Source organism: Streptomyces sp. NPDC014882, assembly GCF_043081325.1.
GTDB lineage: Bacteria > Actinomycetota > Actinomycetes > Streptomycetales > Streptomycetaceae > Streptomyces.
The window spans coordinates 37380-51984 of the sequence record NZ_JBIBWL010000018.1 but is presented as its reverse complement, the minus strand read 5'-3'; the positions used below and the strand labels follow the sequence as shown (position 1 = coordinate 51984).

Genomic DNA, 14605 nt, shown 5'->3' with positions numbered 1-14605 from the left:
ACGGAAGGCAGGTGGCGGCAGTGCCCAGGACGACGGACGGTGCAGAGGCTCCTGTACCGCAGCGGCTCCTCGCCGCCGCCACCCGGCTCTTCGCGGAGCGGGGCTACGACCGCACCTCGGTCCAGGAGATCGTCGAGGCGGCGGGCGTCACCAAGGGGGCGCTGTACCACTACTTCGGCTCCAAGGACGACCTCCTGCACGAGGTGTACGCGCGCGTGCTGCGCGTCCAGCAGGAACGCCTGGACGCCTTCGCGAACGCCGACGAGCCGATCGACAAGCGGCTCCGGGGCGCCGCGGCCGACGTCGTCGTCACCACGATCGAGAACCTCGACGACGCGTCGATCTTCTTCCGCTCGATGCACCACCTCAGCCCCGAGAAGAACAAGCAGGTCCGTGCCGAGCGCCGCCGCTACCACGAGCGGTTCCGCGCCCTCATCGAGGAAGGCCAGGAGAGCGGTGTCTTCTCGAAGGCGACCCCGGCCGACCTGATCGTGGACTACCACTTCGGGTCCGTGCACCACCTGTCGACCTGGTACCGCCCGGACGGCCCGATGAGCCCCCAGGAGGTCGCCGACCACCTGGCCGACCTGCTGCTGCGGGCGCTGCGCCCCTGACGCTCGCCGGACCCGGACCCGGACCCGGACCCGGACCCGGACCCGGACCCGGAACCGGTCGGCGGACCTGGAACCGGCCGGCGGTCCATGAGGCAGGAGGAAGGCCCCGGCGGCGTCGCCGGGGCCTTCCTCCTGCCGCCCGCCGCTACAGGTACTTCTTCAGCTCCCGCCGCGCCAGGGAGCGCTGGTGCACCTCGTCCGGGCCGTCGGCGATCATCAGGGTCCGCGCCCCGGCGTACAGCTCGGCCAGGGGGAAGTCCTGGCTGACGCCGCCCGCGCCGTGCAGCTGGATCGCCCGGTCGATGATGTCCACGACCGCCCGCGGCGTCGCGATCTTGATCGACTGGATCTCCTTGTGCGCCCCCCGGTTGCCCACCGTGTCCATCATCCAGGCCGTCTTGAGGACCAGCAGCCGCAGCTGCTCGACCGTCACGCGCGCGTCGGCGATCCAGTTGTGCACCACGCCCTGCTGCCCCAGCGCCTTGCCGAACGCCTCGCGCGAGACGGCCCGGCGGCACATCAGCTCGATCGCCCGCTCGGCCATGCCGATCAGGCGCATGCAGTGGTGGATCCGGCCCGGACCGAGCCGGGCCTGGGCGATGGCGAAACCGCCGCCCTCCTCGCCGATCAGGTTGGTCACCGGCACGCGCGCGTGGTCGAAGACCACCTCGGCGTGGCCGCCGTGGTAGTGGTCCTCGTAGCCGAAGACCTTCATCGCCCGTTCGACGGTCACCCCCGGCGTGTCCCGGGGCACCAGCACCATGGACTGCTGACGGCGGATGTCGGAGCCGTCGGGGTCCGTCTTGCCCATCACGATGAAGATCGAGCAGTCCGGGTTCATCGCCCCGGAGATGTACCACTTGCGGCCGGTGACGACGTACTCGTCCGCGCCGTCGGAGGCTCGCTCGATGCGCGTGGTGATGTTCGTGGCGTCGGAGGAGGCCACCTCCGGCTCGGTCATCGCGAACGCCGAGCGGATCTCACCCGCCAGCAGCGGCTCCAGCCACTGCTTGCGCTGCCGCTCGTCGCCGAACTGCGCGAGCACCTCCATGTTGCCGGTGTCCGGCGCGGCGCAGTTCAGCGCGGTCGGCGCCAGCTGCGGGGAGCGGCCGGTGATCTCGGCCAGCGGCGCGTACTGGAGGTTCGTGAGGCCGGCGCCGTACTCGGCGTCGGGCAGGAAGAGGTTCCACAGCCCCTGGCGGCGGGCCTCGGCCTTCAGCTCCTCCACCACGGCCGGGGTGTCCCACGGCGAGGCGAGCCGGGCCCGCTGCTCCTCGGCGACCGCCTCGGCCGGGTAGACGTGCTCGTCCATGAAGGCGAGCAGCTTGGCACGCAGTTCCTCGGTGCGCGCGTCGAACGCGAAGTCCATGGCGTCAGCCTTCCTGGAGAGTGGTCAGACCGTGGTGGATGAAGACGGGGACCAGCTCGCCGATGCGGTCGAAGCCGCGGCCCACCGTCTGGCCCAGCGTGTAGCGGTAGTGGATGCCCTCCAGGATCACGGCGAGCTTGAACCAGGCGAACGCCGTGTACCAGGAGACGGCCGACACGTCGCGCCCCGAGCGCGCGGCGTACCGTTCGATCAGCTCGGCCGGGGACGGGTGCCCGGGGGCCGAGGCGGTGGTGGAGACGGGGGAGTGCGGGACCTCCAGCGGCACGCTGTACATCACCAGCAGGCCCAGGTCGGTCAGCGGGTCGCCGAGCGTCGACATCTCCCAGTCGAGGATCGCCCGGATCGTGTCGTCCTCGCCGATCAGGACGTTGTCGAGCCGGTAGTCGCCGTGCACGACCGCCGGGGCGGGGGAGGAGGGCAGCGACCGGCCGAGCGCGGCGTGCAGCTCGTCGATGCCGGCCAGGTCGCGGCTGCGGGAGGCGTCCAGCTGCTTGCCCCAGCGGCGCAGCTGCCGGTCGAGGAAGCCCTCGGGGCGGCCGAAGTCGGCGAGGCCCACCGCGGCCGGGTCCACCGCGTGCAGCTCCACCAGGGTGTCCACGAGCGACAGCACCGCGCCGCGGGTGCGCTCCGCGCCGAGCGGGAGGAGCTGCTCGGCCGTGCGGTACGGGGTGCCCTCGACGAACTCCATGACGTAGAAGGGCGCTCCCAGCACCTCCTCGTCCTCGCACAGCAGCACCGGACGCGGCACCGGCACGCTGGTCGGGTGCAGGGCCGCGATCACCCGGTGCTCGCGTCGCATGTCGTGCGCGGTGGCCAGGACGTGCCCGAGCGGGGGCCGCCGGACGACCCACCGGGAAGCCCCGTCGTCGACCGCGTAGGTCAGGTTCGACCGTCCGCCCTCGATCAGCCGGCCGGCGAGGGGGCCGTCGACCAGACCGGGGCGCTCACGGTCGAGCAGGGCGCGCAGCCGGCCGAGGTCGAGTCCGGGCGGGTGGTCGGGGGTCATACATCGCTCCTACGGGCGGGCGGACGGGGACCCGCCCTATGATGCCGACCGGTCGGTATGTACGTCCAGAGGGAGTGCCCGAAGTGACCGGGGCCACGACAGGCCGACGGCCCCGGGCAGGGGCCGGGGAGCCGTCGGCCGACCGGGGGAGGACGCCGCACGGGCTGCCACGCGAACGGCGTGTGTCCGGGCGTCCGGCTTGCGTGGCGTGCGAGTACCCCGGAGGGTCGGTGGCATGAAGGGCATCAGCTACAGCCGGTACGGCGGTCCCGAGGTCCTCGAGTACGGGGAGCTCCGCGACCCCAAGGTCGGCCCCGACACCGTGCTGGTCAAGGTGCGGGCGGCCGCCGTCAACCCCGTCGACTGGAAGTGCCGGGCGGGCCACCTCGACGGGGTCCTCGACGCCGTCTTCCCCGTGATCCCCGGCTGGGACGTCTCCGGCGTCGTCGTCCGGCCGGGCGCGGCGGTCACCGAGTTCTCGGTCGGCGACGAGGTGATCGGCTACGTCCGCGAGGACTTCCTCTCCCGTGGCACCCTCGCCGAGTACGTCGCCGCCCCGGTGCGCACCCTCGCCCGCAAGCCGCGCAACCTCACCTGGGAGGAGGCCGCGGGCCTGCCGCTGGTCGGCCTCACCGCCTACCAGGTCCTGTACAAGGACCTCCGGGTCAGGCGCGGCGAGACCGTCCTGATCCACGCGGCCGCCGGCGGCGTCGGCTCCATCGCCGTGCAGCTCGCCCGCCACCTGGGCGCCCGCGCGATCGGCACGGCGAGCGAGGCGAACCACGACTTCGTACGGTCCCTGGGCGGCGAGCCCGTCACCTACGGCGAGGGCCTGGCCGAACGGGTGCGGGGGCTCGCCCCGGAGGGCGTGGACGCGGCCTTCGACACGGTCGGCGGGGAGACCCTGAAGACCTCCGCGAACCTGCTGGCCCCCGAGGGCCGCCTGGTGTCGATCGCCGACGGCGACGTCGTCGACTACGGCGGCCGCTACTCCTTCGTGCGTCCCGACGCCGAGGACCTCACCCGCCTGGCGGAACTGGCCGAGCAGGGCGTGGTGTCGGTCCACGTGTCGCGGACGTTCCCCCTGGAACGGACGGCGGACGCCTACCGCCTGAACGAGGAGGGCCGCACCCGCGGAAAGATCGTGGTGACGGTGGGCTGGCCGGACGAGACGCAGGACTGAGCCCGGGCGCACACCCCTCCGCCGCGACCACGGTCCACGCCGCGGCTCGCTCCGCGCATCGCGCCGGCGGCCGCGTGTTCGCCACTCGTGCGATTCACGCGGAGGCTCACCCCACCAGCGCCACCGCGCACAGCGCCAGCGCCACCGTGCACAGCACCGCCGCGGCGGCGCGACGGGGGGCCAGGGCCGGGGGTGCCGCCGTCGACGCGAGCACGCGGATGCGGTGGTGGGCCAGGACGAGGAGAACCAGCCAGAGCAGGCAGCACGCCACGCACGCGGTGACCGCGGGCGCCGACGCGCCGTCCTGCAGCGCCGCCTTCGCCCCGAGCACGGCGGCCGCGGTCGCCGACAGCGTCGTACGCCGCCAGGCGAGCCGGGTCCGCTCCGGCTGGAGCCCGGGATCGCGGTCGCCGGTCATCCCTCCCACGCGCTCATCCCTCCCACGCGCTCATCCCTCCCACGCGGTCACCCCTCCCATCCGAGCAGCACGGCGACGACCATCGTGACGGCCACCACGGCGACCACCACGCCGAGCAGCGCGGGGAAGCGCGACACCGGCAGGTCCTCCCCCCGCCGCATGGCCCGCTCGCAGAGCACCCAGTGGTTCACCGCCCGCAGGGCGCACAGCACGCCCGCCCCCAGCAGCGCGAGGGCCAGCCCGACCCGCCACCCCCAGCGCAGGTCCGGCAGGAACTGGTCCACTGCGAACCCGCCGCCGACCAGCGCCAGCGCGGTCCGCAGCCAGGCCAGGAAGGTGCGCTCGTTGGCCAGCGAGAACCGGTAGTCGGGCGTCTCCCCCTCCCGCCGGACCTCTTCGGGCGCGAACCACAGCCGGACGTTCCGCACGAACTCGCTCACCTGCCGGACCCTACCCGGCGTCCGTCCCCGCGCCCCCCGGGCCCCGGTCCGCCGCCCGCAGCGCCCTGAGCCGTTCGTACGCCGCGAGGCCGTCCGGCACCCACTCCCAGTCGCGCAGGCGGCCCTCGACCTCCTCCTCGGTGAGGAAGGCGTGCCAGGCGACCTCCTCCACCTGGGGGTTCACCGGCAGCTCGCAGCGCACCTCGTACACGGCCGACCACCAGCTCCCGCGGGCGCCGCCGTCGTAGAGGAACTTGAGGAGGAACTCCGGGCGCGGCAGGCCGCTCACGCCGAGTTCCTCCTCGGCCTCGCGCAGGGCCGCGTCGTCGTAGCTCTCGCCCGCGCCGACCACTCCGCCGACGAACATGTCGTGGAGCGAGGGGAAGACCAGCTTGGTGGGGGTGCGGCGGTGGACGAAGAGGCGGCCCTCGGCATCCCTGGCCCGGACGAAGACGCAGCGGTGGCGCAGGCCCTGGTCGTACACCTGCCCGCGCGGCAGGCGGCCCACCACCCGGTCGTGTTCGTCGACGACGTCGAGGATCTCGTCAGCAGCGCTCATGCGCCCATCCAAGCAGGGGCGGGCGGCCGGGCGACCGGAACGATCCGGAGGAACAGGATGAACGGGACGACCAGGACGGCGAGGGCGGCGGAGCCGCCGGAGGCCGGGGCGGCCACGGGGCAGGGCGTCCGGGGTGTGCGGAGTGTGCGGCCGGGAGGGCCCACCCCCGCTCGGCCCACGGGAACGGTCAGAGCGGCTGGAGGTCGGGCATCCGTTCGCGCGGGGCGCCGCCCTGCGGCATCGCCGGGTGCAGCCCGAGCAGCATGATGCCGCCGACGACCGCCGCGAGTCCCGCCGCCTCCCAGGCCAGCGCGCCCGTGTCGGTGCGCAGCCGGTCCCCGAGGAAGCCCACCCCGCAGATGATCCCGGCCAGCGGCTGGGCGGCGGTCAGCGCGGGCAGCGACATCCGCAGCGGCGCCGTCTCGAACGCGCTCTGCACCAGTACCAGGCCGGTCACCCCGAGCGCCAGCACGGCGTACGGCTGCCAGCCGGTGAGCAGTTCGACGAGGCCGCCCTCGGAGAAGCGTTCCCCGCTGACCCGGGTCAGGGCGTCCTGGACGCCGTAGAGCAGCCCGGCCGCGAGGGCCAGCAGCACCGGGGCCGCGGACAGCCGGGAACGTTTGGCGTACGCGGTGAGCAGCACGGCCAGGCCGACCATCACGCCGATGATCAGCCACTGCCGCAGCGGATCGGAGAGTGCCGTGCCGCCGCGCGGCTCGCCCGCCACGATGAACGCGCTCACCCCGCCCGCGAGCAGCAGCAGGCCCGACCAGCCCTGCCGGCCCAGCGGCTGCCTGCTCTGACGGCGGGAGAGGGCCAGGGCGAACAGCAGGTTCGTCGCGAGGAGCGGCTCGACCAGGGACAGCTCGCCCTGGCTCAGGGCGACGGCGCCGAGCGCCATGCCGGCCACCATCAGCCCGATGCCGCCGAGCCAGCGCGGCACGCGCATCAGGTCGAGCAGCAGCCGGGGCGAGAGGAAGTCGCCGAGAGGCGCCTTCTGGGCCGCGTTCTGCTGGAGGACGAATCCGAAGCCCAGGCAGCAGGCGGCGCTCACGGCGAGAACCAGAACCAGAACCGACACGCTGCGTACCTCGATCATCGGGTCGGGCCACGGGGTGGGGAGTGACCGAAGGTGGCCTCCCGGCGCGCTCGGCGCCCCGGAGTGCCCGGAATGTGTACCTCGGTGGGTGCCCGCTCACGGGCGCCTCACGCGGTCGCGGCACCGGGGGCGGCGCGGAGCGACCGTACAGCCATGCTGCGGGACCGGAGCGGACCGCGCCATGGCGTACGCCACATTCGTCCCCCGGCCCTCCGCTGCGACCAGCCATGGGGCCGGTCAAGTGCCCTGTCGGTGAGGGGAGTTGACGTTTGTCATGTGACCCCGGCGCTTGACGGTGGGCGCCGGCCGGGGGTTTGCTGTGGGTGATCGGTCGCTTGCGGGCCGATGACGGGCCCGCCGCCCGAGACGTGCGCGGCCGCCTGCCCGGCCCGTCACCGAGGAGGATGAGGAAGTCCCGCGGTGCCCCGAACCCCGTTGTCCCAGCCCCGGCGCCAGGCCCGGCGCCAGGAACGTCCGGCCGAGACCGTCGGCGCGATGCGCGACGGCGCCGCATTCGATCACGCCGCGCTCGACGGCGCCGCGCTCGATCACACCGAGCCGGACGGCGCCGCGCTCGACCGCACCCAGTTCGATCACACCGAGCCGGACAGAGCCGCGCTCGACGACACCGAGCTGGTCTCCGCCCGCGCCGCACTGTCCCAGGGCCGTCGGCAGGCCGCCCGTTCGCTGCTCGCCCGCACCGGCGACGACTGGGACCGGCGCGGACACCGCATCACCGTCCTCGCCCTCGAACCGTACGCGGCCGCCTGGGCCCACGCGTGGCTGGTCGCCGAGCCCGACTCCGCCGACGCCGCGGTCCTGCTCGCCCTGGCCCAGGTCAGGCGCGCCCTGCGCGGCAGGCAGACCCCGGCCGCCGCCCGCGCCGCCTGCCGGGCCGCCGCCGCGGCGGCGCCCGCCGACCCCACCCCCTGGCTCGGCCTGCTGATGCTGGAGCGCGAGGGCACCGCCGACGCCGTGCGGATCTTCGAAGAGGTCCGGGCCCGGCACCGCGACCATCACCACGCCCACCACCGGATGATCGCCCTGCTCGCCGAGCGCCGCGCCGACGCCGGCCCGGACCCGCTGCACGAGGTGTACGACTTCGCCGCCTGGGCGGCCGAGCAGGCGCCCGCCGACTCCCCGCTGGCCATCCTCCCGATCGTCGCGCACGCCGAGCGCTACCGTGCCCTGGCCCTCCGCGGCCACGCCCCCGCCGACCCGACGACGGCCCTGCACTGGCGCGACCACCGGGCCGCCGACGTGATGAAGGCGGCCTTCGACTGGTGGCTGGAGTGGGAGCACGACGGTCACCCCCGCCTCCTGGTCGACCTGAACTTCCTCGCCCACGCCAAGTTCTGCGAGGGCCTGCCCGCCGAGGCCGCGACCCTCTTCCGCCGCATCGGCGACCACGTCACCCCGGCCCCCTGGTCCTACCCCGACCGCGATCCGTACGCCGCCTTCCACGCGGCCCGGACGGCGGCGCTGGGCCACGAGCGGCCGGGGAGATGACGGGAGGGGAGGAGAGGGGCGGCGCCCGCGCCGCCCGCGGCACCGGCCGACGGAAAGCCCGGAAGCCGGGGAACCTGAGGGCCCGGAGCCCGGAGCCCGGAGAACCTGAGGGTCCGGGAAGCCCGGAAGCCCGGAAGTGATGACGGAATCCTGACGGCCGCCCCGCCTCCCTGGCCCCGCCCGGGCCCCGGGTGCTCGAATGGACGTGTGACCTCCGAAACACCCGAGGAACGCGGCACCCCCGTCGGCCGCCGCGTCTTCCTCGGCACGCTCGGCCTGGGCGCCCTCGGCGTCGTCGCCGCCCCCGTCCTCCAGCGCGGCCTGGAGGACTTCCTGGGCCGTGCCGCCGACAGGGACCCCACCGGCCTCACCGACCTGCTCCCCAACGGGGGCGGCTTCCGCTACTACTCGGTGGCCTCCTCCGTACCGCACAGGAACGCCGGCAACTACCGCCTGACCGTCGACGGCCTGGTCGACCGCCCCGCCACCCACACCCTGGCCGACCTGAGGGCACTGCCGCAGACCCGCTTGGTCAGGGACGTCCAGTGCGTCACCGGCTGGCGGGTGCCCGAGACGCCCTTCGAAGGCGTACGGCTGTCGGTCCTGCTCGACGCGGCCGGAGTGCGCGCACGCGCCGGCGCCGTCCGCCTCACCTGCTTCGACGGCACCTACACCGAGAGCCTCACCCTCGCGCAGGCCCGCCGCCCCGACGTCCTGGTCGCCCTGCGCATGCGGGACGAGGACCTCGCCCACGAGCACGGCGGCCCGGTCCGCCTGTACGTGGCGCCCATGTACTTCTACAAGTCCGCCAAGTGGCTCTCGGGCATCACCGTCACCGAGAAGGTGGAGACCGGCTACTGGGAGCGGCGCGGCTACGACGTCGACGCCTGGGTGGGCCGTTCGAACGGGCGGGACGATGAACCCACGAGCTGACGCGCCGCCCGCCACCGCCCGCGTCCGCCGCTTCAGCACGGCCGAACGCCTCGTGCACCGCACGACCGCCCTGCTCATGGGCGTGTGCGTACTGACGGCGGCCTTCCTCTACGTCCCCCAGCTCGCGCAGCTCGTCGGCCGCCGCGAACTGGTCGTCCGGGTCCACGAGTGGTCCGGCCTCGCCCTGCCCGTGCCCGTCCTGGCGGGACTCCTCTCCCGCGCGTTCCGCGCCGACCTCGGCCGCCTGAACCGCTTCGGCCCGCACGACCGCCGCTGGCTGCGCGCGGCCCTGCGCCGCGACCGGCGACGGGAGTCCAGACCGGCGGGCAAGTTCAACGCGGGCCAGAAGGTCTACGCCGCGTGGATCGCCGGGGCCACCGTGGTGATGCTCGGCACCGGGCTCCTCATGTGGTTCACCCGCCTGACCCCGCTCGTGTGGCGGACCAGCGCGACCTTCGTGCACGACTGGCTGGCACTCGCCGTCGGCGTCGTCCTGGCCGGTCACATCGGCATGGCCCTCGGCGACCCGGAGGCCCGCCGCGGCATGCGCACCGGATCGGTGAGCCCGGAGTGGGCGGAACGGGAGCACCCGCTGTGGCACCGCCGACCGCCGGCGAACCGTACGGCCGCCGATGCCGACAGCGGGTGAACCCTTCCCGCGGGCCTGTGCGACCGCGGACCTGCGTGACCGTGGACCTGTGCGACCGCGGACCTGCGTGACCGCGGGCCTGCGCGGCCAGGGGCCCGTACGACCCCTATATGACCAGGGAGAGCAGCAGGACCAGGCCGCCGGCGACCACCGAGATGATGGTCTCCATGACCGACCAGGTCTTGATGTTCTGGCCGACGCTCAGGCCGAAGTACTCCTTCACCAGCCAGAAGCCGGCGTCGTTGACGTGGCTGAAGAACAGCGAGCCGGCGCCGATCGCCAGGACCAGCAGGGCGGTGTGCGCGGTCGACATGTCGGCGGCGAGCGGCGCGACCAGGCCGGCCGCCGAGATCGTCGCCACGGTCGCCGAGCCGGTCGCCAGCCGGATCGCCACCGCGATCAGCCAGGCCAGCAGCAGGGCCGGGATCGACCAGTCCTCGGAGATCTCCAGGACCATCCGGCCCACACCGGAGTCGATCAGCGTCTGCTTGAAGCCGCCGCCCGCGCCGACGATCAGCAGGATGCCGGCGATGGGGGCGAGGGACTTCTCGACCGTGGAGGAGATCCGGTCCTTGGTGAAGCCGGCCGCCCGGCCGAGGGTGAACATGCCGACGACGACGGCGGTGAGCAGGGCGATCAGCGGGGAGCCGACGACGTCGAACACACGCTGCACGGTGTTCTCGGGGTCGTCCACGACGATGTCGACGAGCGCCTTGGCGAGCATCATCACGACCGGCAGCAGGATCGTCACCAGGGTGATCCCGAAGCCCGGACGCTTCTCCAGGTCCTCGGAGGGCCGCTGCGGGATCATCCGGTCCGGGGCGGGGACGTCCACCCAGCGGGCGGCGTACCGGGAGAACACCGGACCGGCGATGATCACCGTCGGGACGGCGACCAGCACGCCCAGCGCGAGCGTCACGCCCAGGTTGGCGTCCACGGCGTCGATCGCGACCAGCGGACCGGGGTGCGGCGGGACCAGGCCGTGCATCACGGACAGACCGGCCAGCGCCGGGATGCCGATGCGCATCAGCGAGTAGTTGCCGCGCTTGGCGACCATCAGCACGACGGGGATCAGCAGGACGACGCCGACCTCGAAGAACAGGGGCAGACCGATCACCGAGGCGATCAGCACCATCGCCCACGGCATCGACCGGCCGCCCGCCCTGGCGAGGATCGTGTCGACGATCTGGTCGGCGCCGCCGGAGTCGGCGAGCAGCCTGCCGAGGATCGCGCCGAGCGCGATGAGCACGCCCACACCGGCGACCGTGGCGCCGAGACCGGTGGTGAAACTGGCGATCGCCTTGTCGAGCGGCGCCCCGGCGAACGCGCCGAGCGCGAGCGAGCCGATGGTCAGCGCCAGGAAGGCGTGCAGCTTGAACTTGGTGATGAGCAGGACGATGACGGCGATGCCCGCCAGCACGGCGATGCCCAGCTGGGCATGACCGGCCGAGGTGATCGGCTCGACACCGTCCGCCGCCAGCATCTCGACGCTGAGTCTGGTCACGGGGGGTCCCTTACGCGTTACGGGGGATAGGGGAGAGGGGGTACTGCGGTACTGCTGACACGGCGGCCGCCCCGGGGGAGCGGGGCGGCTACCGCCGGGTGTCGGGAAGCCCGTCGAGCGCCCGCGCGGCGCGTTCGGTGATCTCCTCGGGCGTCCCGGTCACGTCGACCGCGACCCCCGCCTCGTCCGCCGCGAGCGGCTGGAGCGTGGCGAACTGGGAGTCCAGCAGCGCGGTCGGCATGAAGTGACCCTGCCGGTGCGCCATCCGGTCCTCGATCAGCGCCCGGTCACCCGCGAGGTGCACGAACACGATCCCGGGGGCGGCGGCCCGGAGCCGGTCGCGGTACGACCGCTTCAGCGCCGAACAGCTCACGACCCCGCCCAGCCCGGCCCGCCCGTGCGCCCAGTCGCCGATGGCGTCGAGCCACGGCCGCCTGTCGTCGTCGTCGAGCGGGGTGCCGGCCGACATCTTGGCGATGTTGGCCGGCGGGTGGAAGTCGTCGCCCTCGGCGTAGGGAGCGCCCAGCCGGGCGGCGAGCAGCGGACCGATGGTGGTCTTGCCCGTGCCGGCGACGCCCATCACCACGACGACGTGAGGGGTACGCATCTCTGCCTCGCTGTCTTCCTCGACACCTGATGTCGACGACACTGAAACCCATTAGGTACGACGAATTCAAGAGTCTGTGACAAATAAGTCTGACTTTTCGAGTCCGTGACGCGGCACGTACGCTGAGTGCATGACCATTCCGGGCCGGGGTCTGCACGGCCGTGTACTCGACGCCCTCGGCCCCGCCATCACCGCGGGCGCGTACCCCCCGGGCAGCGTCCTGCGCACCGACGAACTGGCCCAGCGCTTCGACGTCTCACGCTCCGTGATGCGCGAGGCGGTCCGCGTCCTGGAATCGATGCACCTGGTCGAGTCCCGCCGCCGGGTGGGCGTGACCGTACGCCCGAAGGCCGAGTGGAACGTCTACGACCCGCAGGTCATCCGCTGGCGGCTGGCCGGCGCCGACCGCCCCCACCAGCTGCGCTCGCTCACCGTCCTGCGGTCGGCGATCGAACCGGTCGCGGCGGGCCTGGCGGCGCGCCACGCCACGGCGCAGCAGTGCGCCGAACTGACCGAGTGCGCGCTCGGCATGGTGGCCAACTCGCGCGGCCACCGGCTCGAGGGCTACCTCCTCCACGACGTGGCCTTCCACCGCGTGATCCTCACGGCCTCCGGCAACGAGATGTTCGCCCGCCTCGGGGACGTCGTCGCGGAGGTCCTCTCGGGCCGCACCCACCACGAGGTCATGTTCGACGACCCCGACCCGGCCGCCGTCACCCTGCACGTACAGGTCGCCGAGGCGGTGCGCGAGCGCGACGCGGACCGCGCGGAGAAGCTGACGCGCGAGATCACGGTCGGCGCGCTCCAGGAACTCGACATCCTGGCGCCGTAGCGCTCCCCTGGATCCCGCCCCCCGTCTCGCGCCCAGCCACCGCCACCGCGCCCCGTGCGGGCGCGGCCCTATCCCTCCGGGAACTCCCCGTCCACGTACGTCCAGGCCCCCGCCACCCGCTCGAAGCGGCTCCGCTCCCGCAGCGCGCCGCCCCGGTAGGAGGCCCGGAACTCCACGACCCCGGTGGCGTGGAACGCCGACCCGTCGACCGTGTCGAGGATCTCCAGCCCCGTCCACCGCGTCCCCGGATCGAGGTCCAGCCGCCCCGGCCGGGTCCGCGGATGCCAGGTCCGCAGCAGGTACCCCGCGTCGCCCCGCACGAAGGCGCTGTACCGCGACCGCATCAACGCCTCGGCGGTCGGCGCGGCGGCGCCGGAGTGGAAGCGGCCGCAGCACTCCGCATAGGTCCCGGACAGCCCGCAGGGGCAGTTACGCGTGCTCATGACGGCCATTGTGCTGGACGCACCTCTCAGACGGCCGCCCGCGTGTCGGCCCGCGGCAGCGGCGGCAGCGCCGTCGCGTACAGCCACGCGTCGAACAGGTCGTCCAGCGGTTCGGCCGCGAACCGCGCCGCGTGGGCCGTGAAGACCGACGTCGTGACCGCGCCGCCGCGGTGCAGACCGAGCCAGGCGCGCAGCATCCGGAAGAACGCCTCGTCGCCCAGCGCGCAGCGCAACGCGTGCACGGTGAGCCCGCCCCGCTCGTAGAGCCGGTCGTCGAACATCGACTTGCGGCCGGGGTCGGCCAGCCTCAGGTCCTGCGGCAGGGCGGAGAGCGACCGGTGCGCGACGGCGGCCAGTTGCTGCGCCGTACGCCCGCCCGAGCGCTCCGACCACAGCCACTCCGCGTACTTGGCGAAGCCCTCGTTCAGCCAGATGTGCCGCCAGTCGGCGATGGACACGCTGTTGCCGAACCACTGGTGCGCCAGCTCGTGCGCCACCAGCCGCTCCGAACCCCGCGCCCCGTCCACGTGGTTGGAGCCGAACAGCGACAACCCCTGCGCCTCGACGGGCACGTCGAGTTCCTCCTCGGTCACCACGACCGCGTACTCGTCGAACGGGTAGGGCCCGAAGAGCTGTTGGAAGAGGTGCATCATGCCCGGCTGGCGCGCGAAGTCCCGCGAGAACTCCGGCAGCAGGTGCGCCGGGATGTGCCCGTGCTGCGGCACCCCGCCGAGCCCCGGATCACCGAGCAGCACCGTCTGGTACTTGCCGATCGACAGCCCGACCAGATAGCTCGACGTCGGCGCGGACTGCTCGTACACCCAGGTCGTCGTGGACGCCTTCGTCGTCCGGGTCAGCAGCCGGCCACCAGCCACCACCGCGTACGCCGACGGCGTCGTGACCGATATCTGGTACGACGCCTTGTCGGCGGGCCGGTCGTTGCACGGGTACCAGGACGGCGCCCCGACGGGCTGGCTCGCCACCAGCGCCCCGTCGGCCAGCTCCTCCCAGCCGATCCCGCCCCAGGGACTGCCGACCGGCTTGGGGTTGCCCGCCCAGTGCACCTCGACGGTGAACGCGGCCCCGGCCCGCAGCGCCTTGGCGGGCCGGACGCGCAGCCTGCCGCCGCGGTGCGTGTAGTGCGCCTGCCGGCCGTCCACCCGGACCCGGCCGATCCTGAAGTCGGCCAGGTTGAGCTGGAACTCGGCGAGCGGCGCACGCCCGGCTATCGCGTTGATCCGGGCGGTGCCCGAGAGCCGGTTCGGCCCGGGCCGGTAGTCCAGCGTGAGCTCGTAGCGGTGCACCCGGTACCGGGAATCACCGTTGGCCGGGAAGTACGGGTCCGCCCCGTCTGCCTGCTGAACTGCCACTGCCCCGTCCGCTCCCTGCGCCGTGCCGCCACTCCCCGCCGGTGTGCCG

General features: G+C 73.6%; 16 protein-coding genes. 6 read left to right on the top strand and 10 right to left on the bottom strand.

Annotated features, from left to right (window positions below; translation table 11 throughout):
• The first annotated feature begins 20 nt into the window (after positions 1–20).
• Positions 21–614: a TetR/AcrR family transcriptional regulator gene (locus tag ACF09K_RS30530; protein ID WP_392248552.1), complete on the top strand. Its 594-nt coding sequence runs from the start codon at positions 21–23 to the stop codon at positions 612–614.
• Between the two features lie 145 nt (positions 615–759).
• Here ACF09K_RS30530 and ACF09K_RS30525 read toward each other — a convergent pair whose 3' ends face one another.
• A complete protein-coding gene (locus ACF09K_RS30525; RefSeq protein WP_392248551.1) occupies positions 760–1983 on the bottom strand; it encodes an acyl-CoA dehydrogenase family protein in 1224 nt (407 codons plus the stop codon).
• A 4-nt stretch (positions 1984–1987) separates the two neighbouring features.
• Positions 1988–3010, bottom strand: coding sequence for a phosphotransferase family protein (locus ACF09K_RS30520; RefSeq protein WP_392248550.1), 1023 nt, complete (start codon positions 3008–3010; stop codon positions 1988–1990).
• A gap of 235 nt (positions 3011–3245) precedes the next feature.
• Here ACF09K_RS30520 and ACF09K_RS30515 point away from each other — a divergent pair, with 235 nt between their 5' ends.
• Positions 3246–4193 carry an NADP-dependent oxidoreductase gene (locus ACF09K_RS30515; RefSeq protein WP_392248549.1) on the top strand — a complete coding sequence of 316 codons (948 nt, stop codon included), beginning with the start codon at positions 3246–3248 and terminating at the stop codon, positions 4191–4193.
• A gap of 106 nt (positions 4194–4299) precedes the next feature.
• Here ACF09K_RS30515 and ACF09K_RS30510 read toward each other — a convergent pair whose 3' ends face one another.
• The 4 genes from ACF09K_RS30510 to ACF09K_RS30495 form a co-directional block, all read right to left on the bottom strand.
• Positions 4300–4611 carry a DUF202 domain-containing protein gene (locus ACF09K_RS30510; RefSeq protein WP_392248649.1) on the bottom strand — a complete coding sequence of 104 codons (312 nt, stop codon included), beginning with the start codon at positions 4609–4611 and terminating at the stop codon, positions 4300–4302.
• A gap of 47 nt (positions 4612–4658) precedes the next feature.
• Positions 4659–5051, bottom strand: coding sequence for a YidH family protein (locus ACF09K_RS30505; RefSeq protein ID WP_392248548.1), 393 nt, complete (start codon positions 5049–5051; stop codon positions 4659–4661).
• A 10-nt stretch (positions 5052–5061) separates the two neighbouring features.
• Positions 5062–5610, bottom strand: coding sequence for an NUDIX hydrolase (locus ACF09K_RS30500; protein ID WP_392248547.1), 549 nt, complete (start codon positions 5608–5610; stop codon positions 5062–5064).
• A 187-nt stretch (positions 5611–5797) separates the two neighbouring features.
• Positions 5798–6691: a DMT family transporter gene (locus ACF09K_RS30495; protein WP_392248546.1), complete on the bottom strand. Its 894-nt coding sequence runs from the start codon at positions 6689–6691 to the stop codon at positions 5798–5800.
• Between the two features lie 438 nt (positions 6692–7129).
• Here ACF09K_RS30495 and ACF09K_RS30490 point away from each other — a divergent pair, with 438 nt between their 5' ends.
• The 3 genes from ACF09K_RS30490 (at position 7130) to ACF09K_RS30480 (ending at position 9800) form a co-directional block, all read left to right on the top strand.
• On the top strand, positions 7130–8218 hold the full coding sequence (locus ACF09K_RS30490; protein WP_392248545.1) for a hypothetical protein: 1089 nt from the start codon (positions 7130–7132) through the stop codon (positions 8216–8218).
• Between the two features lie 207 nt (positions 8219–8425).
• Entirely contained in the window at positions 8426–9151 is a 726-nt protein-coding gene (locus ACF09K_RS30485; RefSeq protein WP_392248544.1) for a molybdopterin-dependent oxidoreductase, read from the top strand.
• Positions 9135–9800, top strand: a complete 666-nt coding sequence (locus ACF09K_RS30480; protein ID WP_392248543.1) for a cytochrome b/b6 domain-containing protein — start codon at positions 9135–9137, stop codon at positions 9798–9800. Before ACF09K_RS30485 ends, ACF09K_RS30480 begins: the two co-directional genes overlap by 17 nt.
• A gap of 106 nt (positions 9801–9906) precedes the next feature.
• On the opposite strand, the gene ACF09K_RS30475 is transcribed toward ACF09K_RS30480, so the two are convergent.
• On the bottom strand, positions 9907–11304 hold the full coding sequence (locus ACF09K_RS30475; RefSeq protein WP_392248542.1) for a gluconate:H+ symporter: 1398 nt from the start codon (positions 11302–11304) through the stop codon (positions 9907–9909).
• Positions 11305–11392: 88 nt separating this feature from the next.
• Positions 11393–11911: a gluconokinase gene (locus tag ACF09K_RS30470; RefSeq protein WP_392248541.1), complete on the bottom strand. Its 519-nt coding sequence runs from the start codon at positions 11909–11911 to the stop codon at positions 11393–11395.
• A 130-nt stretch (positions 11912–12041) separates the two neighbouring features.
• Here ACF09K_RS30470 and ACF09K_RS30465 point away from each other — a divergent pair, with 130 nt between their 5' ends.
• On the top strand, positions 12042–12743 hold the full coding sequence (locus tag ACF09K_RS30465; protein WP_392248540.1) for a FadR/GntR family transcriptional regulator: 702 nt from the start codon (positions 12042–12044) through the stop codon (positions 12741–12743).
• Between the two features lie 68 nt (positions 12744–12811).
• Here ACF09K_RS30465 and ACF09K_RS30460 read toward each other — a convergent pair whose 3' ends face one another.
• Both ACF09K_RS30460 and ACF09K_RS30455 read right to left on the bottom strand, forming a co-directional pair.
• Positions 12812–13186 (bottom strand): YchJ family protein, encoded by a 375-nt coding sequence (locus tag ACF09K_RS30460; protein WP_392248539.1) that lies wholly within the window; start codon positions 13184–13186, stop codon positions 12812–12814.
• 26 nt (positions 13187–13212) lie between these two features.
• Positions 13213–14556 carry a M1 family metallopeptidase gene (locus ACF09K_RS30455; protein WP_392248538.1) on the bottom strand — a complete coding sequence of 448 codons (1344 nt, stop codon included), beginning with the start codon at positions 14554–14556 and terminating at the stop codon, positions 13213–13215.
• Between the last annotated feature and the right edge of the window lie 49 nt (positions 14557–14605).

Excerpts from the sequence above, each read along its gene's own strand:
- ACF09K_RS30500 (WP_392248547.1), bottom strand. The coding sequence starts at position 5,610 with ATGAGCGCTGCTGACGAGATCCTCGACGTCGTCGACGAACACGACCGG.
- ACF09K_RS30465 (WP_392248540.1), top strand. The coding sequence starts at position 12,042 with ATGACCATTCCGGGCCGGGGTCTGCACGGCCGTGTACTCGACGCCCTC.
- ACF09K_RS30480 (WP_392248543.1), top strand. The coding sequence starts at position 9,135 with ATGAACCCACGAGCTGACGCGCCGCCCGCCACCGCCCGCGTCCGCCGC.
- ACF09K_RS30470 (WP_392248541.1), bottom strand. The coding sequence starts at position 11,911 with ATGCGTACCCCTCACGTCGTCGTGGTGATGGGCGTCGCCGGCACGGGC.
- ACF09K_RS30460 (WP_392248539.1), bottom strand. The coding sequence starts at position 13,186 with ATGAGCACGCGTAACTGCCCCTGCGGGCTGTCCGGGACCTATGCGGAG.
- ACF09K_RS30520 (WP_392248550.1), bottom strand. The coding sequence starts at position 3,010 with ATGACCCCCGACCACCCGCCCGGACTCGACCTCGGCCGGCTGCGCGCC.
- ACF09K_RS30515 (WP_392248549.1), top strand. The coding sequence starts at position 3,246 with ATGAAGGGCATCAGCTACAGCCGGTACGGCGGTCCCGAGGTCCTCGAG.
- ACF09K_RS30525 (WP_392248551.1), bottom strand. The coding sequence starts at position 1,983 with ATGGACTTCGCGTTCGACGCGCGCACCGAGGAACTGCGTGCCAAGCTG.
- ACF09K_RS30510 (WP_392248649.1), bottom strand. The coding sequence starts at position 4,611 with ATGACCGGCGACCGCGATCCCGGGCTCCAGCCGGAGCGGACCCGGCTC.